Genomic DNA, 21,140 nt, shown 5'->3' with positions numbered 1-21,140 from the left:
TTTTTCGTTCCACTACTTATCTTTCTATGAGTTGCCAATCATTAATTGTATTCTGTACGTTGTAAATCTCTAACCTCCATTCTTTACTTTGTATGAATATTGTTCAGTCCTTCAGTATTTCTACCTACTATGACCTCTGCTGACTTCTCATCATTCGTTATTACTACGATTTTTTTTATCGCTGATGAGACCTCCCCGGGTAAGAGTAACCACTTTCCACTCATTCCACTGCATCATTTACTATATAGAACTCGGGTAGTATCGGACTTTATCTTGTATTGCAGATTCATCCATTCCACATAGCCTTGTATGATATTTCTGTTCGTCAGTGCGAGTGTTTGCGTCCGACTTCCTTCAGATTCCATTTCACAATGGACACCCTTGTCTTTCGCTAACAGTTCCTACTACCAAGCCTGTAACGGACTTTCACCGTCTAGTAATTACCCATGCCGGGCGCACAATAAAAAAGAAGTTAAACAACAAATTGCTGCTTAACTTCTATAAAAAATTTATACATCAGTCCAATTCGACAGAGAACCTTCTATTTCAAGTCGGACGGATAAAAAAAATTATTCTCATTTTATTCATCCATCCTAAAAAATAGAGAATCAATTTCATTTAGTCGTAACCAAAAGGGTGAAACGAGTCATTAAGACTTGATTCATCCTTTTAATATAGTTGCTATTCATTGTTTAAATAAAGCATTTAACCTTTATACTTTAATTTCATCTATTTTTGAGTAAGGCTCGACTTCACTTTTCTTACCTATTGATCCGCACCAAAAGTATTTACAGGATAAAAATGATCATATAACTTCAATTCCAAAGTATCATCGTCAACAATACCTATATGTTTATCACTATCATATAATGTCATAATATAATCAGCTAATTCTTCTGATGTATTGTAACGATCAAAATATGCATCATAATCTGTATCTTCTGTATCTAAAGAACGATCCATAAAGCTTGTTTTTGTTGATGATGGTGCTATAACTTTGGCACGCATGTTAGCACCTTTATCTCGCAACTGAACATCTAAGCCTTCAGTATATGCAGCTACATAATATTTAGTTGCAGAATATGTTAACGCTGCTGTATAGATTTCATATCCCCCAACAGAAGATATATTAATTACTTGTGTACCTTCTACGTTTTCATAGTCTTTGACGAATAAAGTTGTTAGTATTGTAAGTGCTTCAATATTAAGGTGCAACATTGTTTGAATTTTATTGATATCCGCATCTTTTACACTACCGAAATCTCCAAACCCTGCATTATTTACTAACGTTTGTAATGAATAATGTTTAACATCTTCATATAATGCTTTAACATTATTAGCTTGAGCTAAATCCACCACTTTAATTACGACATCTACATTAGGATATTGAGCTGCGATAGCATCCTTAAGTTGTTGTAATTTTTCTTCATTACGAGCAACTATAATCACATTTTGTCCTTTAGCCGCAAATTTTAGTGCTGTTTCATAACCAATACCTGAACTTGCTCCTGTAATTAATGCATAACCTGCCATTTTATTCACTTCTTTCTAATATTTTATTTAATATAATGTATCCAAATAATATCTCCATCTAATTGTTCTAAATGTTTAATTTTAAAACCTTGTGGCTTAATATCCTTCTTATCACTCGTATTATTAAACAATTGAGGACGTCCGTAATGATCATCAACGGCTGGTACAATAACAACACTGACTTCATCAACTAAACCTTGCTCGAAGAATGACCAATTAATACTTCCGCCACCAGCTAATACCACTGTTTCTAAATTGAAATAGCGATACAATTTTTCTAATACTAGCTTAAGATCTAATTGGTGATTTTTACCACCGAAAATATATGATATACCTAAATTCCTCAAATGCTCTAAATAAGCATCTGACACTGTTTCAGATACCACTTCAATCACATGCATTTCAGGACGTTCACGAAATGTCGTATAGTTTGACGTCCAGGCTGCTTTTCCTGAAGGGTCAAGTGATATCATATAATGATCATAATCACTGTTAGCAATATAATCTGCTTCTCTAGAATATGTTTGTGGATGACTTGGCAATTCTGGCATTTCCGTTGCAGTAAATGCTTCTTCAATGGTTTTACACCCTAAAATCATTGCTTTGCTATCAAAATATTCATGTTTACTTTCATAGGCTTGTTTTAAAGCATCGCCTTCCACTACGCTACCGTATGGCCCTGTAATATTGCCATTAATTGACATTGACATATGCACAATTACTGTTGGTCGTGTCATTAGTCATTTCCCTCCATTACTTTAAAAATCAAAGAGGCACATCATGCATATATTCAATGAATTTAGATATCGACTATGCGTCCAGCTATCTGTGTCTTCTATTGTCACTGCATATGTGCCATATATTAAATTAAAGTGTTTTGTTTAATGTTTATCAGCTTACAATTTTTCTTTATAGAATGGAATTAATCCTGATAATGCTTCATTAACTGGTTGAGGTTGATCATATAAATCATAGTGAGATGCACCTTTAACAATGTGTAATTTTTTATCTTTAGTTAGGGCATTATCAAATAATCTATAAGCAAAACGATATGAACCAAATCCGCCTGGAACATCTCCTGCGACCACATAAAGTGGTTGATCTAATAATTTATCAATTAAATGATAAGCATCAAATCCTGCTACTTCCATGTTACTTACAAGACGATAGCGATTGATTGAATTTTCATGTTGACCGCGATCCGTTCTATAGTAATCCACCGCTTGTTCGATATCTATATCTTCAATACCTGCTTGTTCGCGTTGTTGTTGTGAATCAGGGATATAAGGTATAAATTCATGTTTAGCGCCCATTGCTTCCGCTTCACGTTGTTTCGCTACATTATGCAACATATCTAAAGCTGCATTTGGAGATAAGTCGCCTTCTCTAGTTAATGTACCAAAGTCAACACCAACAACTGAACCGACAGCTTTAATACGTTTATCAGTTTTACTTGCATTAACGGCATAACCGCCACCACCACAAATACCTAAGATACCAATACGATCATTATCTACAACATCTAACGTATTTAAGAAATCAATAGCAAATGACGCATCTTCTGATCTGTAATACGGATTTTCAATATATTCAGGTGCTTGATGTAATTCACCTTGGTTACCTGCATCAAAGGCAAATGTGACAAACCCTTCTTCTGTTAATCGTTTAGCATAAATACTTGCTGTTTGTTCTTTAACACTACTGATTGGATGCATCACTACAATCGTTGGTAACGCTTTATCTCCTGCATTATCAGGTACGCGTAAAATACCAGTTGTTTCAATATTTCTAGTTTTGAATTTCATTACTTGTTCATTCATATTTAAGACTCCTTTATATTTTAATTATTTATCTTTATTGCTCATAAATTAATCATTAATTTTACTATAGAGTTTTATTACCCTCGTGTGTATAATTAAAACATATTATCTTAAATAAACAATTCATACGTTGTGATATTTGAGCAATAATACACAGACATATGAAAATGGGTTATATAAAGGTAGGGAACATTATGGATTTACGCATACAAAAAACACAAAGAGCGATACGTAACCACTTTCTAGAATTATTCTATAATGAGGACTTTGATAAAATTACTGTCAAAGATATTACAGAACAGGCTGAAATTGGACGTAAAACTTTTTATTTACATTACATAGATAAATATGATTTATTAGATAAAATGGTTGATCAAAAGATGTCAGAACTTCATGACATTTGTCTAGCCAAAAAGGAATTAGGTCTTAGAGAAGGCACAACAATTTGGTTTGATTACTTTAATAATCATCGGCAATTTTTCAATACTTTATTTCAAACTTCTATTGCTCAAAAATATAAACGTCAATTACAACAACTCATTTCTGATGAGCTTGCTGATAAACTTGACGAGCAGCACTATCGTCTAAATAATATCGAACCACAATTATTTTTAAAATTCGCATCTAGTGGCATTATTGAACTGATAGACCTTTATTTACAAAATGAGGAATATGATAAACACGATATAGAAGAACAAACCTATCAATTATTAAAAGCATTTCTGAATGTACCTCAATAATGATGAATCAGTATCCCAATCATGAATACTGATTTATTATTTCTTATGCAATTAGCATTTAATTCAATATTAACTATTCAAAGAAAACATTACATAGTATACTTAAAAAATTAATTCATCCCAAAGGAGCAACTATTTTATGGAACAAAGTTTTACCCCTCGACATCTAGAAGAAAAACGTGCAGCGTTTCACGAACTTTTCTTTGATTTAATCTTTGTTTATGCTATCCAAAAAATAGCCCATGTTATTTTAACTACACACAACGGTACCATTTCTGCTGAATTATTCTTTAAATATGTTGTTATGAGTCTATTTTTATGGCTCGTATGGTCACATCAAACATTCTTTACCAATAGATTTGGTCAAGTTACTTTCAAAGATGTCACCTTTATGATGGTCAATTTATTTATTATGGTATTTTTATCTAACAGCTTATATCCTAGTTTCGAGAAAACATTCTTTCCATTCTTTTTATGTGTAGGATTAATGTATGTCAGTATCGGCACGCAATACTTATTGCATATACGCACAGGTCTTAATTATGCAGATAAGAGAACTTGCCAATCATTTGCCTTAGTCGCATTCGTCATTGCCTTGTTATCATTCTTATCGCTTGTTTTACCACAAAGTATTCATTATATTCCTGGATTTTTAGGTGTCTTTATTGCGGCAACAGGACTAATTCCATTCCGTAAATATTTAAAATTATCACCCGTGAATATGATGCATCTAGTTGAACGTTACTCATTACTAACGATTATTATTTTCGGTGAGGTTCTAGTCGGACTAGCATCATCATCATTTAGCATTACACATTTTAGTGTGACATATATATTCCAATTTATTATTTTAGTCAGCTTGTTTGGTGTGTATTGGATCGTTTCTGAAAATTATATTAATGATAAATTAGAGTCTATAGGATTCCGTTTAACCTATACACATTTAATCATTAATATCGCTTTAGGTATTATTAATAGCGCCATTATTTTTAGCAACAATGACAAGTTGCATCCACTATTTGAACTCAACATGATGTATATCAGTATATTATTATTTTATATTGGTTTATGGTTAATTACGCCATACTTCCATGACGACTTAATGAATATTAAATATATAGCTTATGCTCTTGCTATTCTTATTATTTCGTATATTATTAGTTTGATATTTGTTGGTCATGATCATATTATGATTATTTCAGTAGCTATGGCAACATTTAGTATCATGCTAATTTATTATAAAAATCAAAATAGAGCGTCGTAACGACAACAAGCTCAAAACGATGACAGTATCAAGTGTTAATAGAATCGAAATAATTGTTTCAAAACAAATTGTTTCGTAGATGCCCGTCAGCGTTTTGAGCTTATTTTAATGTATTGTTATTTCACATGAAACGATAACCTATTATAAATCTTGTTGGTTAAATATTTTAACAGAAAAAATGTATGATAATATCATAATAATGATACCTGATACAGAATAAATGAATGTTACTAAAACACTATTCATTCCAATATCATGACCATTATCAAAACTGCCACCTACCATTCCATAAACAAAAAAGAATGCCAAAAATGAAATCACAATTAAAATAGAAGACAATATCATAATAACGTTGGAATTTTCAGGACCAAATTTAAACGTTAATGGAAAAACAATTGCATATAAGCCTAGGACGCCAAATCCCATTAATCCTGACAGCAATCCCAACATTATACTTTGAGTAACTATACTCGTTGAAATGATACCTATGATTGCCCCAATAATTAACAGTATTAAGTAATAAACAAAATAAGCTTTAATATAATCACTACGTTTAATGGGTAATGTCGATACGTAATACATCCAACGAGAATCTTTTTCTTGTTTGATATTATCAGTAATAGGAGTAATCAAGAAAATAGCAGCCATAGTACTACTCATTAAAGGATTAGTAAAAGAGAAAAAAGCAGCTGCTAAAATAGCTATTAATAGATAAATATATGTCTTATTTTTAGTAGTATAAAAACTTGTTAATAACATGCTTTTCATTATACGTCACCTCTCATCATAATCTTAGTCGCATCATCAATATGAGTTAACGGCTGCGCATCAAATACTTGCAAAGTATCATTAACTAATATTTGTCTTTGACCCTTATATGATCTTGAAGCTACAATAGTATGTTCAGGAATAGATATTTCTTCACTCTCTGTTGTCACAATGCCATATTTCGCTAATAATTTATCTTTTCGTTCTGTTAAAATAATCTTGCCATCTTTCATAAATACTAATTTATCGGCCAATTGTTCTATGTCTTCAGATATATGTGAGGAAATCAAAATTCCTCCACCCTGTTCAACAAACATCTCCAGTAATTCTAAAACTTCTTCCCTACCAGATATATCCATACCTGCCGTTGCTTCATCTAAAATCAATAATTTTGCATGATGTGACATTGCAACAGACAATGCTATTTTCATCCTCATTCCTCTAGAAAAGGTTGATAATTTTGTATCTTTTGGCAAGTCAAAATGTTGTATCAGTTCAAAATAACGATTACTATCCCATGATTGATAAATATGTCCAAAAATTTTATCAACTTCTGTCACAGTTAATTTATTAGGTACTCTTAAGTCATCAAATACGACTCCAATTTCCTCTTTATAAGACATATCTTTAGTTAATGGTTGTTCAAAAAATTCAATATTACCACTGTCTTTATGGCGATTTCCTACTAAAATATTGATTAATGTTGATTTACCAGAACCATTTTTCCCAATGAGTCCTACTGTCTCACTCGAGTCAATAGATAATGAGATGTTTTCTAATTTAAAGGAAGATTCACTATAACTCTTCGTTAAATGCTCTATCTTTAGTAACTTTGTCATAATACTCTCTCCTACCTTAATTTTTATAATATTGTTGAATTTTGAATAGGTAATTAAACAAACTATAAACAAAAATAGCAATAACAATTAATAGGCTAAAACTTTGATTAATGCCTGTAGAAATAGAATAAAATCCTATCAAAACAATTGCTAAAAATAATAATGTTACATTAACATTGAAAATTTTAAATAACGATAACAGGGTGATATGGCGTTCCCCTTCATCCATAATGGCAAAGCGTTTTTCGATGGAATTCTTTTCACCTATCTTCGGCATTCTTGAGTCAAATTTCCTACTGAAAAACATTGTTTGTGTTGCTAATACCGAACTCAAAAGGAATGGTATTAAGAAGTATACAATTGATGTAAAGTTACCTCGTCCAAAAGTAAAAATTAATAACACTATTAAAGGAATAGAAGACTGTAAATTAGACAGCAAATTCGCTTTAAAAAAGTAATGATTTGCTAATAACTCATATTCATCTACATTGTCTAGCTCCTCATTATTGTCTACTAACTTTTTATAATTTAACGCTTTTCTCTGGAATAGTAATACGATACATTCTAATAATATAATAGTAATTGTTGCTATAATAGTAATGATAATGACATTATTATGTGTAGCAAATTGCCATTTTTCAAAGCCAATACCTTCACCACTTATCAACAAGCCAAAAATTCCACCTACAATGCCTCCAATAATTAAAAGTACTATGTATCTTACTACTTTCATGTTTCATCCTCCTCTAAGATAAACACATTCTCCACTGTTTCATTAAAGATACGTGCAATACGTATAGCTGTTAAGACAGAGGGTGTAAAACTATTTCTTTCTATTAATGAAATCGTTTGTCTCGATACTTGTGCTAATTTAGCTAATTGTGTTTGGTTCAATCCATTTTTGGCTCTCAATTCTTTTAATCTGTTACGCACATAGCATCAACTCCTTATGTAAATTGTAAAATATATTAGTCTTTTTGACAACTATATTTGTCAAAAAGACTAAAAAAACTATGAAACACCTTATTTTTGAGTGTTTCATAGTCAATGTTATTACTGTTAAAATTATTAAATTTCTGCTGTTAAGCGATTTAAAGCAATATCTGCTATTGCTTTAGCAGCAACTTGGAATCCATCTTCATTTAAGACCATCTTTGGATGGTGTAGTGGATAAACTTCATGGTCTACTGGTTTAGCACCAACAACAATAAATGTACCTGGTTTATCAGTTAAGTAATACGCAAAGTCTTCTGATCCAGTAATAGGCCCAAGATCGACAACGTCTGTCACATAACTACCTTGTGCCTGTTCTAAAATTTGTTGTACAGCATCTGTTTGTTTATCGTTATTATACAACACAGGATAGTCGTATTTATAATCTAAATTGACTTTGACATTAAATGTTGTTTCTAATCCTTGTGCAATATTATTTATTTCGTTATAAAGTGTTTCTTTTAAATCTTCATTCATATAACGTACTGTTCCGCGTAACGTGACATTATCTTGAATAACATTGTAACCTCCTGGCGCTTCAAAGGCACTGATAGATACCACAGCTGACTCTAAAGGATCAATGCGACGTGATACTACTGTTTGTGCTTCTGTTACAAAATATGCACCTGCTACTAGAGCATCATTCGTATTTTGGGGCATTGCTGCATGACCCCCTTTACCTTGAATATGCATGTCAAAGTTTGAACGACCAGCAAATGCTTCCCCTTGATGCACAAAAATAGTACCGACATCTAAATTTGGGAAGAAGTGAATACCATACACTTCATCTACATCATCTAACACACCAGATGCTAGAATATCTTGAGCGCCACCTGGAGGTACTTCTTCAGCATGTTGATGAATAATTTTAACAGTACCAGGCAAGTCTTCTTTAACCTCTATTAATGCTTCAGCAACGCCTAACAAGTATGCTGTATGTGCATCATGTCCACATGCATGCATCACACCTTCATGTTGAGATGCAAATTCTAATCCGGTATCTTCTTTAATGGGTAAAGCATCGAAATCAGCACGTAAAGCGATGGTATTACCTGGCTGTCCACCGTTAATTTCAACGACTAGCCCATGTTGCCCATTTAAATCAGTATGCATCTTGACATCTTTATCTTTGTAAAAGTCTTTAATAAATTGACTTGTATTCTCTTCTTCAAATGATAATTCTGGATGTGAATGTAAATGTCTGCGTAACTCAATAATGCGCTGCTGTTTATCTTCTATCTTTTTAAATACAGTTTCTCTTAAGTTTGTCATAGACAGATCCTCCTATATATTAACTTCCAATACATACTAAGTATAAGTCTAAATAATATGAATTGTTAAACAATTCCCCTTATAAAATGGTGGTAAGCTATATACTTTTACAATTCTATTGTCATACGCCATAATCAATATTGCTGTCATAGAGATTGCAGTACTAAATGTTCTATGTTATGACTAATGAACAATATATTATTGCCTTCTATTTATAAAATAAAACATAACAATAAAGGAGTTATTCATTATGGAATTTTCATTATCAGCAATAGAACAAGCACATCAACAATATACTGGTGTCGATTTCCCTAAATTATTCGCAGCATTTAAAGACATGGGTATGACGTACAATACCGTCAATATACAAAAAGGCATTGCTACATATATTCATCCAATGGAAGAAGATGTTATTGCCGAATCAGTTAAAGCTAATAGCAATATAGCAGGCATAGCTGATGTCAAAGTCGTACAAGATGTATTAATTAGACATCAACAAGGTCAAACTGATTTTCCAACATTTTGTAATGAAATAGCACAAGCTGGAATTTATAAATGGTTAATTGATATTAATCAAGGTACTTGTACTTATTTAGATTTACAAGACAACGCTATAGTTTCTGAACAAATACCACAGTAACTCAGCTTATGAAACAATATTTTTAATATTTGCGTAAATTTTCATTGATAATCATTATCGTTAGGTATACAGTTAATACTATACATTACGAAAGAAATGAGGTGGATGAACATGTTAGCAAATACTTTTGTCTTAGGTATTACAGGTCCTACAAGTTTAGTAGTAATTAGTATTATCGCTTTAATTATTTTTGGACCTAAAAAATTACCACAATTTGGTCGTGCCATAGGTTCTACTTTAAAAGAGTTTAAATCAGCAGCTGATGATTTAGATAAAGATTCTCATGACACACCCAGTAAGGAATCCAAACAACAGCGAGAACACTAGTGACTATCATTCTTTGCTTGAACATTTTAGTGAATTACGTCAACGCATCGTCACAATATTAGTGTGCTTTGTAATCTCAGTAGTGATTGTCTATATTTCATCATTTTGGTGGATGACATCATTCATTTCATACATTACGCGTGCACATGTCGTACTTCATGCATTTTCTTTTACTGAGATGATTCAAATATATGTCATGGTTATATTCTTTATTGCACTTTGTTTGGTATCACCTGTCATTTTTTATCAATTATGGTCTTTTGTGTCACCAGGACTACATCATCATGAACGTCATTTTATCTATAAATATAGCATTTTTAGTGCACTGTTATTTATTGTTGGAGTGGTGTTTGCCTTTTATATCGGCTTCCCACTTATTATTAACTTTTCTTTAAAATTATCAGCCACATTACATATTGATCCAGTCATTGGCTTTAAGGCCTATCTTGGTGAATTAATACGTTGGCTACTCGTCTTTGGTGTGTTATTCCAATTGCCTATTCTTTTTATGGGATTAGCTAAATTTGGACTTATTGATGCACATGCGCTGAAACATTATCGTAAATATATTTATTTTGCTTGTTTTGTGACTGCTAGCATTATTGCACCACCAGACTTAACATTAAATATTTTATTAACATTACCACTTATCTTATTATTTGAGTTTAGTATGTTAATCGTCAAAATCACTTATAGACAATAACAATAGGACTAACACATTAGAGAGCGCATTAATCTTCTCTGCTAATGTATTAGTCCTTAAAAAATGACATTATGATTCATGAGCAATATAAAAAACAGGCCATCACAGCCTGTTTTTATTTTTTTCGTTTTAGTAAGACGAAGCATGCAATGCATACAACGTAAACCACTTGTGCTAAGACAGTTTCAACACTAGGATAGAATCCTAACCAATTAATTGTTGGTAATCCTTCTATACCATGTCTTGGCATAACACCTAGTAATTGTAATTTTTGAATACTAACACCTAACATCTTGAATGCCATCACAAAGATTAAAATAGACAACACCCTGAAAATATAGAATATAGGAATTAATTTAATTATAAATCTAAATAGTAAAGCGAAAATAATAAGTATGACGATGGCTAAGGCAATACCAATAACAAAATCTTTAGTAGCCAATTCGCCTACCATACCCATGTAGAAAATAATTACTTCTACACCTTCACGTAAGACAGAAATCAGTCCGATCGTAGCTAATAGTATTAAGTTACCATTACTTATGGCATTTTGATACATTTGTTTAATCATATCGTTCCAGCGTTTTGCATTTGAGCGATTATGCATCCAAATACCAACAACAAACATTAATACTACTGCAATAATACCTAAGCCCGCTTCCATACCTTCACGTAAAATACCACTATTGCCTAGTGTTTGTACAAAAACGACGGCTAACGCAATACTTAAAATTAAACCTACAAGTGCACCACTAATGACACTTGCTGTACCTTTAGTGTCTTTAACATTACGTGTCATTGTAGTTAGTGTCATGACTATAAGTAATACTTCTAACCCTTCACGTAAGAAGATAATCATCACATCGACAAATGAATAACTATGTCCAACCGTATCTTTAATTTGACTATTTATTTCTTCTAATCCACCTTTAATACGGTCTTTATTGGAATTATCTAAGACACTTTGATAGTAAGGAATTTTGTCCTCAATTTTAGTATACAGTGCGCCATCTTTAGTTTGAATTTTACCTTCTACATAAGGCCAAATTTGTATGAAATGACTAAGTGCTGTATCTGCTTGAGATAAATTATTATCATCAATAGCTTTAATCGCTTTCTCTAATTCATCATTAAGTTGCGTCACTTTATACTTACTATCATTTTTACTGTTTTGCTTTTTATCTACGTTATCAATATTTGACTTGAATGTTGTCCAAGCATTTTTTACCTTATTCGTATCTAATGGTTCTTTTTGAACTGCCACTCTCAATTGCATCAGTGCAACTTCAATTTGACCATATTGATTAGCATCATAATTACGAATAACTGTTTCATTACTCGTCCAAATTTGATTTAAACTCGTATTTAAGCTTTCTAAATCATTCTTATCTTTATCTTTAATTGCCTTTTGCATAGCTTTATCTTTAGCATCAACTTGTTGTTGTAACGATTTGATTTTAGAAGATGCATCTTTACTATCAAGCTTTTCTTCATAAGCAATTAATGATTTTGTTAAATCTGACAACTTATCTTGTTGCTGTGATGTGCTTTTAGCTTTCTCTAATGCCTTTACATCTTTTTTAACAGCTTTACCTTGTTTATTGTCTTTAACTTTTAAGTTATCAATATCTGTTGATACTTGTTTGATAGCTTTATCTTTATCAGCTTTTGATGCTTTGTCATCACTAATTGTTGATTTAGCATCTGTAATTGTACTGTAGACATCACTAATTGATTGCGCTTTAACAATATGACCATCTGTTGGAATCATACTATATGCCATAAGGATGATCATTAAAGTCATGGCTATTTTAGTCAAATAATGTTTCACCTAGGTATCCTCCTTTTTTAACTCCAGGTAGCACTAAGAAGGATGCCGATGCCCTATGTGTAATATATTCATTTAACTTATCATTTCTACCTAAATTATTTTGAATATCTATAAATTGTTGTGGCGATTGTTGAAATGCAATAAATATTAAACCGGTTTCAAAATTACCTGTTCTTTCATCTGTACCATCAATATAATTATAAGCACGACGTAAAATAGATGTGTTCGCTTCTTTAGCTAATCTAGCATGCGCATCTTTATCAATGACAAGCTCACCTGTACTATCTTTTGCTTTTAAATCTATCTCATCAAATTCTTTGCCACCAGTTAAAGGTGCCCCTGATTGACGCTTACGTCCAAATGTAGCCTCTTGCTCTTCTAATGACGTACGGTCCCAAGTTTCAATATGGATTTGAATACGACGTACGATACAATATGTCCCTTGTTTAGCCCAACCATCTTTAATAAAGACATAATCTTTGAGTTCATTATTCTTTCTTGGATTGATTGTGCCATCTTTAAAAGCCATTAAGTTTCTTGGTGTTTCTTTACCTTTGGCAGAGATGAAACCTGATTGAGACCATCGAACTTTTACTACATCTCTAAAAGGGCGTACTAAATTATGGACGGCATGAAATGACACTTGTGAATCATTAGAACATGCTTGGATCATAATGTCCCCATCACTATAGTCTTCTTCTAATTGATCATTAGGGAAATGAGGTAAATCTTTAAAATCTTTTGGAATCTTACTTGAAAGTCCAATTTTCTTCATCATTGATTTACTAACACCAAACGTAATTGTTAACTTATTAGCACTAAGACTCATTGCTTCACCAGTATCTACAGGTGGCATTAAAGGATTTTTGCCACCTTTTTCTACTGCGTCACCGTCCATCATTCTATCTGCCATCTTCGTCCATTCTTTAAACATCTCTTTAACCGCACTTAAATTTTTATCTTTTAAGTCTAAAGCTACAAAGTTACATGTTTTTTGTGTGGGTGTCGTAATTCCAGATTGTACCTTGCCATAGAATTCATAGGCGTCTTTATCAGTATCTTCTGGTGTATCAAACATCGATTTAAAAGACCAAACACTACCTACACCACTGGCACCTATAGCAACACCGGCACCACCGACACCTAGCATTTTCAAGAAAGAACGTCTTGAATAACCAGTTTCTTCTTTGTGGTCGTCTTCTTTCATCATTCTGTGATCACAGCCATTTTACTTAATGGTTCACCAAGTGAGTTGACAGCATCTGCAAATTCTTTACGATCTTTTTTAGATACTTTTTCGAATGATTCATAACCACCGTTACCATCTTTGTATTTATCTAATAAAGCATTGACTTTATCAAAGTTCTTTTGAATGTCTTTACTTAATTTTTTATCTTTTTTCTCTAAAGCTGGTTTAAATAATTCGTAAATCTTTTGTGCACCTTCAATGTTTGCTTTGAAGTCATATAAATCCGTATGTGAATAAATTTCTTCTTCACCTGTTATTTTAGAAGTTGATACTTCATTTAATAAGTCTACTGAACCTTGTAACATTAATTTTGGAGTAATATCTAAAGTGTCTGCTTTCGCATGTAATTCTTTAGCATCTTTTAATAATTGGTCAGCATCTTTTTTAGTTGTAGCATCGATTTTGTTGTCTTCATATAAAGATTTTTCGATTTTATGATACCCTGTCCATTCATCTTCTTTCTTTTCTTCCTTCATATCAGCTAAACGTGCATCAATCTTAGGATCCAAATCACCAAATGCTTCAGCGACAGGCTCTGAACGTTCGTAATACATACGTACTTTAGGATATAATTCTTTTGCTTTATCCATATCATCATCTTTGATTGCTGTAACAAATTTTTCAGTTCCTTTTAAGAATTCATTTAACTGTTCATCAGTATATTTATCATAAGCTTTCGTTGCTTGTTTCAATTCTGCTTTAGTACTGTCATCTTTTTTAGATGAGTCTGAAGATTCTTTTTTACTGTCGTCATTACCACATGCTGCAATTAATAATGTTGATGCTAATAATACCGTTGTTAACTTTTTCATCCTGACACCTCATCAAATTTTTAAAATTTAATTATCAGTCATATATGTATGATTACAATGTTAATTAGGAAAGTTTTATATCCACTCAACACTGTTATAGTCCTTGAATAAAGTATTCAAAGCTATTGTACTATTTAAATTGTGCGACTGATAATCATTATCAAAGTAATTATATGGTTAACTTAGAATAGTGTCAACAACAGTTTTGATTTTTTAAAATTTAGTAAAAAAATTAAAAAACAGTGCTCTATTAGAACACTGCTCGCTATATCATATTTATATTTATTGTTGATATTCCGATTTCAACAAACTAAAGACATAGCTTGATGAAAATTGTCCATTAAGTAATTCATCTTGTCGTAATATGCCTTCTTCAGTGAATCCCAGTCGTTTCGGAATCGCTTGGCTTTTAAAATTATTTACTGCCGTCATAATTTCAACACGATTCAAACGAAGTTCTGTAAAGCAATAGTCAATTAGCGCTTGTGTTGATTCGGTCATAATACCTTGTCCTTCGAATTGTTTAGCTAAATAATAACCAATAGATGTCCGTTGATTCATACGATCGATATAGTGCAGTCCTATGACACCAGCTAGTTGACCATCGTACCAAATCCCACAATGCACACCATTTTCTTGATTATATTGTTGAATAGCACCTCTGATAAATGCTTCACTGTCAGATGGTTCTTTAGTTAACGGCACCCAAGGCAACCATTGTCCAAGTGTCTCTCGTGAATTATCTACAAGATTAAATAATGCATTCGCATCTGCTAATTCCAACCCTTTTAGACTTATATGCTCATTCACTGTAAGTTCAAACATACTACCATCCCCTTCACGATTTTGAAAGCCATGTAAATTGTTATTATTTTAACATGTTTATTTACTGTTAACGACATTTCTTGTTACCTCGTTGCAGTCATTTATTATTTAAAAGCAGAAGCAATAATCTTATCCATAATCCCCGCAACTTCTTCAACAGTTTCTGGCCTACCACGGTTAACCCAATCTTGTATCACACCAAATATCGCATTGCTTAAAAAAATAACTAAAAAATATTTCTCTTTAGTGGATAAATGTTGCGTACGCACAATAGGAATGATGTTTACTTCAATATTAGCTTGTAACATTTTCTTCACTTGTTGTCTTATTAATTCTGAACCTTTATCCGAAATTAATAACAGTATAATTTCTCCTTCTTGTTGCCAAAAATTTAAAATAGTCTTAAAAAATGCTTTTCTTGACGTATTTAGTTGATTTAGCATCATACGCTTACCTTTAGTCATCACTTCATGTTGCAATTTAATAATCAAATCATTTTTATCTTTATAATGTAGATAAAACGTGGCACGACTCACACCGGATTGTTGGCAAATATCTTTAATTGCAATATCATCAAACGACTTATCTAGCAATAACTCTAATAAACCTTGGCGTATTTTGTGCTTAGTTTTAACGATTCTTGTATCCGTAAATTGTTGTTCATCCATATTATCCCTACTTTTATTGTACATTTTATATGTAAATGTCTAGTTATATTAACTTTATGCTAGTGACCAATTTATTTTGTCTTATACTCATGGTGACATTTATTTTACACAGTGTCTATTAACAAGGAGGGATTATCATGGTAAACATAACTGCACGATTAAAACATGCCAATAAATCTTATAATAAACAACCCATTTTAAAGGATATTTCCATCGAAGTTGCACAAGGGCAAATTTTAGGTCTAATTGGACCAAGTGGCTCCGGTAAGACTACGACGATTAAATGTTTATTAGGTATGGAAAAATTAGATAGTGGTCAAGCTGATATTTTCGGCCAGCGTATTCCTAATCGCCAAATCTTATCTCGTATCGGTTATATGGGGCAAACAGATGCCTTATATAGTGGATTAACAGCTAAAGAGAATCTAACATTTTTTGGTAAACTATCAGGTTTACATGGTCAAAGCCTTACTACTGCTATAAACAGCAACTTAGAATTTGTTCAACTTACTAATGCCTTAAACAAAACAGTTTCAACCTTTTCAGGTGGTATGAAACGTCGTTTATCATTAGCTATTGCTTTATTACAAGATCCTGACTTAATCATTTTAGATGAACCTACTGTTGGAATTGATCCAAGTTTACGTCAGTCCATTTGGCAACAATTAACATCCTTTGCCCAACAAGGCAAGAGTATCATCGTTACAACACATGTGATGGATGAAGCTGAACGTTGTGATCAAGTAGGCTTAATTATCGATGGTCAACTCTTCGCACTAGGATCACCAGACGACTTAAAGCAACAATTTAACGCTCACACAATTGCAGAAGTATTTTTAAAAGCAGAAGAAGGTGAAGAATCATGAGATTAAACGCCATTATCATAAGAGTATTAACTGAATTATTAAGAGACAAACGTACACTCGCTTTAATGTTCTTAGCACCCCTAGTCATCTTAACACTGATGTATTTTATTTTTAATAGTAATGAAGATACATCACTAAGATTAGGTGTCACTGACAATGTGCCACACAATATCACGGAACAAATGAAGCATAAAGATTTAGACATCATAGATATCAAATATAACAATACTGACAAAGCTACAATTGAAAACCATAATCTCGATGCATTGATAACTAAAAATGATCATAAACTTGAGGTCACATATACCAATGAAGACCCAAGTAAGACACAGACGATTAAACAATTAACGGCTCAAGCACTTCAACAAGATAAAATGAACGATATCAAGTCAATCATCAATCAATTACCTAAGCAAATGACATCCAAGGCACAAAGTAACAATAATCAATTAACAATGGCTAATCATTATTTATATGGTGATGCAGATAGTACTTATTTCACTAAAATGTTCCCAATATTAATGGGATTCTTTGTCTTCTTTTTCGTCTTTTTAATTTCTGGTATTGCCTTATTAAGAGAACGTACATCTGGTACATTAGAACGTTTATTAGCAACATCGGTCAAACGTAGTGAACTTGTCTTTGGTTATTTAGCGGGTTATGGTTTGTTCGCAATTATTCAAACTTTAATCATTGTACTATTTTCCATATATTTATTAAAAATTGACTTAGCCGGACCACTATATTTGGTATTAATTGTTAATATTTTATTAGCATTTACAGCATTAACAATGGGTATCTTTGTTTCTACTTTTGCTAATTCTGAATTCCAAATGATACAGTTCATTCCATTAATCGCTGTACCACAAGTATTCTTTTCAGGTATTTTCCCACTTGAGAATATGACGCCATGGCTAGCAAACTTAGGCTATCTATTTCCACTAAGATATGCTGGAGATGCTTTAACTAATATTATGATTAAAGGGCAAGGCTGGCAAAATATATGGATTGATTTATTAGTATTGTTTGTATTTATTACCATTTTTACAGTACTCAACATCATTGGCTTGAAACGCTATCGTAAAGTTTAAATAGCAAAACAGTTACTGCCAAAAACTTAACTATAAGTATGATATTTTTTCATATCAGGCTCTTCTGTTTAAATTAAATTTAATATCAGGCTTCTTCACTATGTCTAATTTGCAAAATTGTATTTAATGAACGCTTTAACAGTGCTAAAATGCTGTTAAAGGAGGCTAATACAATGACATCTTCAAAGAATAAGAATTTCATCATCGGTTTACTATTAACTTTTGTTGTGGCACTATTTAGCTTTTTGGTCGCAAAATTACCTGTATTGGATAAAGTCGGCGCCTTAACTATCGCCATCTTAATCGCTATCTTCTACAGACATTTCAAAGGATATCCAGAAGCTTACCGTTCTGGCATTACCTTTTCATCTAAATACTTATTACGATTTGCTATTATCTTATATGGCTTAAAACTCAATATATTCGATATCATTGGCCAAGGTAGTAAATTGCTCGCTATTGATGTTGGTGTCGTCATTTTTAGTATTGGCATGATGTTATTAGTAAATAGATTATTAAACGGTGATAAAAATATCGCGCTATTATTAGGTGTAGGTACTGGTATTTGTGGTGCTGCAGCCATTGCTGCTGTTGCCCCTATTTTCAAATCTAAAGAAAATGATACTGCTATTAGTATTGGTATTATTGCTTTAATTGGCACAATTTTTTCGCTCATCTATACTGCTATCTTTGCTGTCTTTTCAATGACTACAAATGTTTATGGCGCGTGGTCTGGAGTCAGTCTTCATGAAATTGCACATGTTGTATTAGCTGGTGGATTTGGTGGTAGCGATGCCTTGAAAATTGCCTTGCTTGGTAAATTAGGTAGAGTATTCTTGCTTATCCCATTAACGATTGTACTCGTCTTAGTGATGCGCTTTAAATCTAGTGAGTCTACTGAAAAAAGTCGTGTTAGTATTCCATACTTCTTAATTGGTTTTGTTATTATGGCTCTAGTCAATACTTACATAACGATACCACCAACGATTCTTAATATTTTAAACACGATATCAACAATTTGTTTATTAATGGCAATGGTTGCTTTAGGATTAAATGTTGCCTTCAAAGATCTGAAAAATCGTGCTTTAAAACCATTAGTCACTATTGTTATAACTTCTATATGTTTATCCACGTTAGCTTTTATCGTTGTACATTGGTTATATAGTTAAGCTTTTAACTTTCTATTATATTACTTAAAATAAGAAGACGTTCGGTTATCACTTATTTAGTGTGCCGAACGTCTTATTTTTATCTTTTAGAAATCGTATTGATCGTTTTCTTCTTCAATTAACCGTTGTTGTATCTTGGCTGTACGCATCGTTGATTGTGCTAATTCATTCAAGCGGAAAATAATATCATCATTCACGATCTGTTGATTTGAAAAATCTCGTTCTTCTATAAAGACATAGGTTTGCATCGTATGTGCTTTCATATAACTTAAAATTGGTTTCAAGTGCATTTCTGGAATTAAATAGTGTTTACTTGAACCTGCTGTCGTTACTATCCCTACAATTTTATCTCTAAATGCATTGACTGGAAGTAAATCAAAGACATTTTTTAATGCACCAGGAATAGATGCTTGGAAGATTGGAAATCCTATAAAGATGACATCAGCTTGCATCAATGCTGTTGTTAATGTGTAAACATCACCTGTTGTATCCAAATAATTTTTTCCTTCACTAAATTCTAACTCAAGATCACGTAAATCTAACAATTCAATATTGTGACCTTCATTCATTACTTCTAAATCACTTTTCAAGTAATCCATCGCAATTTTCGTTTTAGAACCTACAGTTGAACCAGATAATAAAACAATATTCATAGTTTGACGCTCCTATTTAGTTAAATGTTTTTTGATAGCTGGAATAATTTCATTACCTATCAATTCAATATTTTTCGTCACTTTATCAAATGGCACGCCACCAAAATCTAATTGTGCCATAAATCTTTGATGACCATACAATTCATGCTGATATAATATTTTTTCAATGATTTGTTGAGGGCTACCAACCATTAATGCTTCACGATAATCTGGTGAATTAGCAAATTGTTGTTTTGGATAACCTACACCACGAATAAATGACATACCTGTATTTAAATGAGGGTAAAATTCACGCATGGCATCTTGTGTTGTCTCAGCAGTATAGAATAAACTTGCTGTGCTTACAGGTAATGATTCAGGTGATGCATCAAAACCCGCTTCTGTAGCTGCTTGACGATAAGCATCAACAGAACCTTTAAAATTCATTGCCGGACCACCAAGTGTAGTAATCATCATTGGAACACCTTGTTTACCTGCTTTAATAGCACTCGCTGGTGGTCCACCTACTGCACGCCATATTGGTAAAGTGTCATCTATTGGTCTTGGGAAGATCTTCATATTTCTTAAATCAGGACGATATTTTCCAGACCATGTAATGCGATCTGTTTTATTTAATTCTAATAATAAATTTAATTTTTCTTCGAATAGTTCATCATAATCTTTTAAATCATAACCAAACAATTCAAAGATACCTGTTCTTGAAGCTCTACCAGCAACAACTTCTGCTCTACCATGTGAAATTAAATCTAATGTCGCGAAATCTTCAAATACTCGAACAGGGTCAGTCGCACTAATGATTGTAGAAGAACTAGATACTTTAATTTTACTTGTAGCTTGAGCAATTGCACCTAATACCACTGTATGTGCTTGCGTTGTAAAGTGTTCTTGATGACTTTCACCAACTGCAAAAACATCAATACCAGCATCTTCGGCTAACTTACTTGCTTCGATAATTTCATTAATACGTTGTTCATAACTAATTTTTTCACCTTTATGAGGGTTTAATAAATGATCCCCTAAAGAATATAAACCAAATTCAAGCGGCGTATTTTTATTCATTTCTAATTTTGCCATTTA

Annotated in this window: 23 protein-coding genes; 8 read left to right on the top strand and 15 right to left on the bottom strand. The window is 32.3% G+C overall.

The annotated features are described in order from the left end of the window. Window positions 1-765 precede the first annotated feature (765 nt). The 3 genes from J3R86_RS01425 to J3R86_RS01415 form a co-directional block, all read right to left on the bottom strand. Window positions 766-1,533 carry an SDR family NAD(P)-dependent oxidoreductase gene (locus tag J3R86_RS01425; protein WP_207518495.1) on the bottom strand — a complete coding sequence of 256 codons (768 nt, stop codon included), beginning with the start codon at window positions 1,531-1,533 and terminating at the stop codon, window positions 766-768. Window positions 1,534-1,556: 23 nt separating this feature from the next. Beyond that, a complete protein-coding gene (locus J3R86_RS01420; RefSeq protein WP_207517750.1) occupies window positions 1,557-2,270 on the bottom strand; it encodes a dihydrofolate reductase family protein in 714 nt (237 codons plus the stop codon). Window positions 2,271-2,429: 159 nt separating this feature from the next. After that, the gene (locus J3R86_RS01415) at window positions 2,430-3,353 is read right to left on the bottom strand and encodes an alpha/beta hydrolase (RefSeq protein WP_207517749.1); all 924 of its coding nucleotides are present in this window, start codon (window positions 3,351-3,353) and stop codon (window positions 2,430-2,432) included. A gap of 161 nt (window positions 3,354-3,514) precedes the next feature. Between J3R86_RS01415 and J3R86_RS01410 the strand changes: the two genes are divergently transcribed. Together J3R86_RS01410 and J3R86_RS01405 are read left to right on the top strand one after the other, a co-directional pair. Continuing rightward, entirely contained in the window at window positions 3,515-4,093 is a 579-nt protein-coding gene (locus tag J3R86_RS01410) for a TetR/AcrR family transcriptional regulator (RefSeq protein ID WP_242685741.1), read from the top strand. Window positions 4,094-4,232: 139 nt separating this feature from the next. Then, window positions 4,233-5,357: a low temperature requirement protein A gene (locus tag J3R86_RS01405; RefSeq protein ID WP_207517748.1), complete on the top strand. Its 1,125-nt coding sequence runs from the start codon at window positions 4,233-4,235 to the stop codon at window positions 5,355-5,357. Between the two features lie 141 nt (window positions 5,358-5,498). On the opposite strand, the gene J3R86_RS01400 is transcribed toward J3R86_RS01405, so the two are convergent. The 5 genes from J3R86_RS01400 to J3R86_RS01380 all read right to left on the bottom strand — a co-directional run bounded on the left by J3R86_RS01400 (window position 5,499) and on the right by J3R86_RS01380 (window position 9,229). Then, window positions 5,499-6,125, bottom strand: coding sequence for an ABC-2 transporter permease (locus tag J3R86_RS01400; RefSeq protein WP_207517747.1), 627 nt, complete (start codon window positions 6,123-6,125; stop codon window positions 5,499-5,501). Further along, complete coding sequence (locus J3R86_RS01395) at window positions 6,125-6,964, bottom strand: ABC transporter ATP-binding protein (RefSeq protein WP_207517746.1); 840 nt, start codon at window positions 6,962-6,964, stop codon at window positions 6,125-6,127. The genes J3R86_RS01400 and J3R86_RS01395 overlap by 1 nt, the downstream gene beginning before the upstream one ends. A 16-nt stretch (window positions 6,965-6,980) precedes the next feature. Next, window positions 6,981-7,697: a DUF3169 family protein gene (locus tag J3R86_RS01390; protein ID WP_207517745.1), complete on the bottom strand. Its 717-nt coding sequence runs from the start codon at window positions 7,695-7,697 to the stop codon at window positions 6,981-6,983. Then, window positions 7,694-7,897, bottom strand: coding sequence for a helix-turn-helix transcriptional regulator (locus J3R86_RS01385; protein ID WP_002462893.1), 204 nt, complete (start codon window positions 7,895-7,897; stop codon window positions 7,694-7,696). The genes J3R86_RS01390 and J3R86_RS01385 overlap by 4 nt, the downstream gene beginning before the upstream one ends. Before the next feature lie 135 nt (window positions 7,898-8,032). Continuing rightward, window positions 8,033-9,229, bottom strand: coding sequence for a M20 metallopeptidase family protein (locus J3R86_RS01380; protein ID WP_207517744.1), 1,197 nt, complete (start codon window positions 9,227-9,229; stop codon window positions 8,033-8,035). Between the two features lie 250 nt (window positions 9,230-9,479). On the opposite strand from J3R86_RS01380, the gene J3R86_RS01375 reads away from it, so the two are divergent. The 3 genes from J3R86_RS01375 to tatC all read left to right on the top strand — a co-directional run bounded on the left by J3R86_RS01375 (window position 9,480) and on the right by tatC (window position 10,899). Further along, a complete protein-coding gene (locus J3R86_RS01375) occupies window positions 9,480-9,869 on the top strand; it encodes a DUF1398 domain-containing protein (protein ID WP_207517743.1) in 390 nt (129 codons plus the stop codon). A gap of 111 nt (window positions 9,870-9,980) precedes the next feature. Then, window positions 9,981-10,196, top strand: coding sequence for a twin-arginine translocase TatA/TatE family subunit (locus J3R86_RS01370; RefSeq protein ID WP_002462886.1), 216 nt, complete (start codon window positions 9,981-9,983; stop codon window positions 10,194-10,196). After that, window positions 10,153-10,899 carry a twin-arginine translocase subunit TatC gene (gene tatC / locus J3R86_RS01365; RefSeq protein WP_207517742.1) on the top strand — a complete coding sequence of 249 codons (747 nt, stop codon included), beginning with the start codon at window positions 10,153-10,155 and terminating at the stop codon, window positions 10,897-10,899. Before J3R86_RS01370 ends, tatC begins: the two co-directional genes overlap by 44 nt. 115 nt (window positions 10,900-11,014) lie before the next feature. Here the strand turns inward: tatC and J3R86_RS01360 are convergent, their stop codons facing one another. From J3R86_RS01360 to J3R86_RS01340, 5 genes are all read right to left on the bottom strand, one after another. Then, window positions 11,015-12,730 carry an FTR1 family protein gene (locus J3R86_RS01360; protein WP_207517741.1) on the bottom strand — a complete coding sequence of 572 codons (1,716 nt, stop codon included), beginning with the start codon at window positions 12,728-12,730 and terminating at the stop codon, window positions 11,015-11,017. Continuing rightward, a complete protein-coding gene (gene efeB, locus J3R86_RS01355; RefSeq protein WP_431607776.1) occupies window positions 12,711-13,940 on the bottom strand; it encodes an iron uptake transporter deferrochelatase/peroxidase subunit in 1,230 nt (409 codons plus the stop codon). Before efeB ends, J3R86_RS01360 begins: the two co-directional genes overlap by 20 nt. Further along, the gene (gene efeO / locus J3R86_RS01350; protein ID WP_207517740.1) at window positions 13,937-14,791 is read right to left on the bottom strand and encodes an iron uptake system protein EfeO; all 855 of its coding nucleotides are present in this window, start codon (window positions 14,789-14,791) and stop codon (window positions 13,937-13,939) included. Before efeO ends, efeB begins: the two co-directional genes overlap by 4 nt. Before the next feature lie 282 nt (window positions 14,792-15,073). Continuing rightward, window positions 15,074-15,616 carry a GNAT family N-acetyltransferase gene (locus J3R86_RS01345; protein WP_207517739.1) on the bottom strand — a complete coding sequence of 181 codons (543 nt, stop codon included), beginning with the start codon at window positions 15,614-15,616 and terminating at the stop codon, window positions 15,074-15,076. 104 nt (window positions 15,617-15,720) lie between these two features. Continuing rightward, the gene (locus J3R86_RS01340) at window positions 15,721-16,284 is read right to left on the bottom strand and encodes a TetR/AcrR family transcriptional regulator (RefSeq protein ID WP_207517738.1); all 564 of its coding nucleotides are present in this window, start codon (window positions 16,282-16,284) and stop codon (window positions 15,721-15,723) included. Window positions 16,285-16,421: 137 nt separating this feature from the next. On the opposite strand from J3R86_RS01340, the gene J3R86_RS01335 reads away from it, so the two are divergent. The 3 genes from J3R86_RS01335 to J3R86_RS01325 all read left to right on the top strand — a co-directional run bounded on the left by J3R86_RS01335 (window position 16,422) and on the right by J3R86_RS01325 (window position 19,410). After that, window positions 16,422-17,150, top strand: coding sequence for an ABC transporter ATP-binding protein (locus J3R86_RS01335; RefSeq protein ID WP_207517737.1), 729 nt, complete (start codon window positions 16,422-16,424; stop codon window positions 17,148-17,150). Continuing rightward, complete coding sequence (locus J3R86_RS01330) at window positions 17,147-18,241, top strand: ABC transporter permease (RefSeq protein WP_207517736.1); 1,095 nt, start codon at window positions 17,147-17,149, stop codon at window positions 18,239-18,241. The genes J3R86_RS01335 and J3R86_RS01330 overlap by 4 nt, the downstream gene beginning before the upstream one ends. A 173-nt stretch (window positions 18,242-18,414) precedes the next feature. Further along, window positions 18,415-19,410 carry a YeiH family protein gene (locus J3R86_RS01325; protein ID WP_207517735.1) on the top strand — a complete coding sequence of 332 codons (996 nt, stop codon included), beginning with the start codon at window positions 18,415-18,417 and terminating at the stop codon, window positions 19,408-19,410. Between the two features lie 86 nt (window positions 19,411-19,496). Here J3R86_RS01325 and J3R86_RS01320 read toward each other — a convergent pair whose 3' ends face one another. Continuing rightward, a complete protein-coding gene (locus J3R86_RS01320) occupies window positions 19,497-20,063 on the bottom strand; it encodes an NADPH-dependent FMN reductase (RefSeq protein ID WP_207517734.1) in 567 nt (188 codons plus the stop codon). 12 nt (window positions 20,064-20,075) lie between these two features. Next, window positions 20,076-21,137, bottom strand: coding sequence for an LLM class flavin-dependent oxidoreductase (locus tag J3R86_RS01315; RefSeq protein WP_207517733.1), 1,062 nt, complete (start codon window positions 21,135-21,137; stop codon window positions 20,076-20,078). Between the last annotated feature and the right edge of the window lie 3 nt (window positions 21,138-21,140).

It is taken from the genome of Staphylococcus simiae (assembly GCF_017357005.1).
Lineage (GTDB): Bacteria > Bacillota > Bacilli > Staphylococcales > Staphylococcaceae > Staphylococcus > Staphylococcus simiae_A.
Note: the sequence above shows the minus strand (reverse complement) of the source record. Positions and strands in the feature narration are given on the sequence as shown.

Excerpts from the sequence above, each read along its gene's own strand:
- J3R86_RS01420 (WP_207517750.1), bottom strand. The coding sequence starts at position 2,270 with ATGACACGACCAACAGTAATTGTGCATATGTCAATGTCAATTAATGGC.
- tatC (WP_207517742.1), top strand. The coding sequence starts at position 10,153 with ATGACACACCCAGTAAGGAATCCAAACAACAGCGAGAACACTAGTGAC.
- J3R86_RS01345 (WP_207517739.1), bottom strand. The coding sequence starts at position 15,616 with ATGTTTGAACTTACAGTGAATGAGCATATAAGTCTAAAAGGGTTGGAA.
- J3R86_RS01325 (WP_207517735.1), top strand. The coding sequence starts at position 18,415 with ATGACATCTTCAAAGAATAAGAATTTCATCATCGGTTTACTATTAACT.
- J3R86_RS01370 (WP_002462886.1), top strand. The coding sequence starts at position 9,981 with ATGTTAGCAAATACTTTTGTCTTAGGTATTACAGGTCCTACAAGTTTA.
- J3R86_RS01390 (WP_207517745.1), bottom strand. The coding sequence starts at position 7,697 with ATGAAAGTAGTAAGATACATAGTACTTTTAATTATTGGAGGCATTGTA.
- J3R86_RS01320 (WP_207517734.1), bottom strand. The coding sequence starts at position 20,063 with ATGAATATTGTTTTATTATCTGGTTCAACTGTAGGTTCTAAAACGAAA.
- J3R86_RS01400 (WP_207517747.1), bottom strand. The coding sequence starts at position 6,125 with ATGAAAAGCATGTTATTAACAAGTTTTTATACTACTAAAAATAAGACA.
- efeB (WP_431607776.1), bottom strand. The coding sequence starts at position 13,940 with ATGATGAAAGAAGACGACCACAAAGAAGAAACTGGTTATTCAAGACGT.
- J3R86_RS01415 (WP_207517749.1), bottom strand. The coding sequence starts at position 3,353 with ATGAATGAACAAGTAATGAAATTCAAAACTAGAAATATTGAAACAACT.
- J3R86_RS01380 (WP_207517744.1), bottom strand. The coding sequence starts at position 9,229 with ATGACAAACTTAAGAGAAACTGTATTTAAAAAGATAGAAGATAAACAG.
- J3R86_RS01395 (WP_207517746.1), bottom strand. The coding sequence starts at position 6,964 with ATGACAAAGTTACTAAAGATAGAGCATTTAACGAAGAGTTATAGTGAA.
- J3R86_RS01405 (WP_207517748.1), top strand. The coding sequence starts at position 4,233 with ATGGAACAAAGTTTTACCCCTCGACATCTAGAAGAAAAACGTGCAGCG.
- J3R86_RS01375 (WP_207517743.1), top strand. The coding sequence starts at position 9,480 with ATGGAATTTTCATTATCAGCAATAGAACAAGCACATCAACAATATACT.
- J3R86_RS01425 (WP_207518495.1), bottom strand. The coding sequence starts at position 1,533 with ATGGCAGGTTATGCATTAATTACAGGAGCAAGTTCAGGTATTGGTTAT.
- J3R86_RS01315 (WP_207517733.1), bottom strand. The coding sequence starts at position 21,137 with ATGGCAAAATTAGAAATGAATAAAAATACGCCGCTTGAATTTGGTTTA.
- efeO (WP_207517740.1), bottom strand. The coding sequence starts at position 14,791 with ATGAAAAAGTTAACAACGGTATTATTAGCATCAACATTATTAATTGCA.
- J3R86_RS01330 (WP_207517736.1), top strand. The coding sequence starts at position 17,147 with ATGAGATTAAACGCCATTATCATAAGAGTATTAACTGAATTATTAAGA.
- J3R86_RS01335 (WP_207517737.1), top strand. The coding sequence starts at position 16,422 with ATGGTAAACATAACTGCACGATTAAAACATGCCAATAAATCTTATAAT.
- J3R86_RS01410 (WP_242685741.1), top strand. The coding sequence starts at position 3,515 with ATGAAAATGGGTTATATAAAGGTAGGGAACATTATGGATTTACGCATA.
- J3R86_RS01340 (WP_207517738.1), bottom strand. The coding sequence starts at position 16,284 with ATGGATGAACAACAATTTACGGATACAAGAATCGTTAAAACTAAGCAC.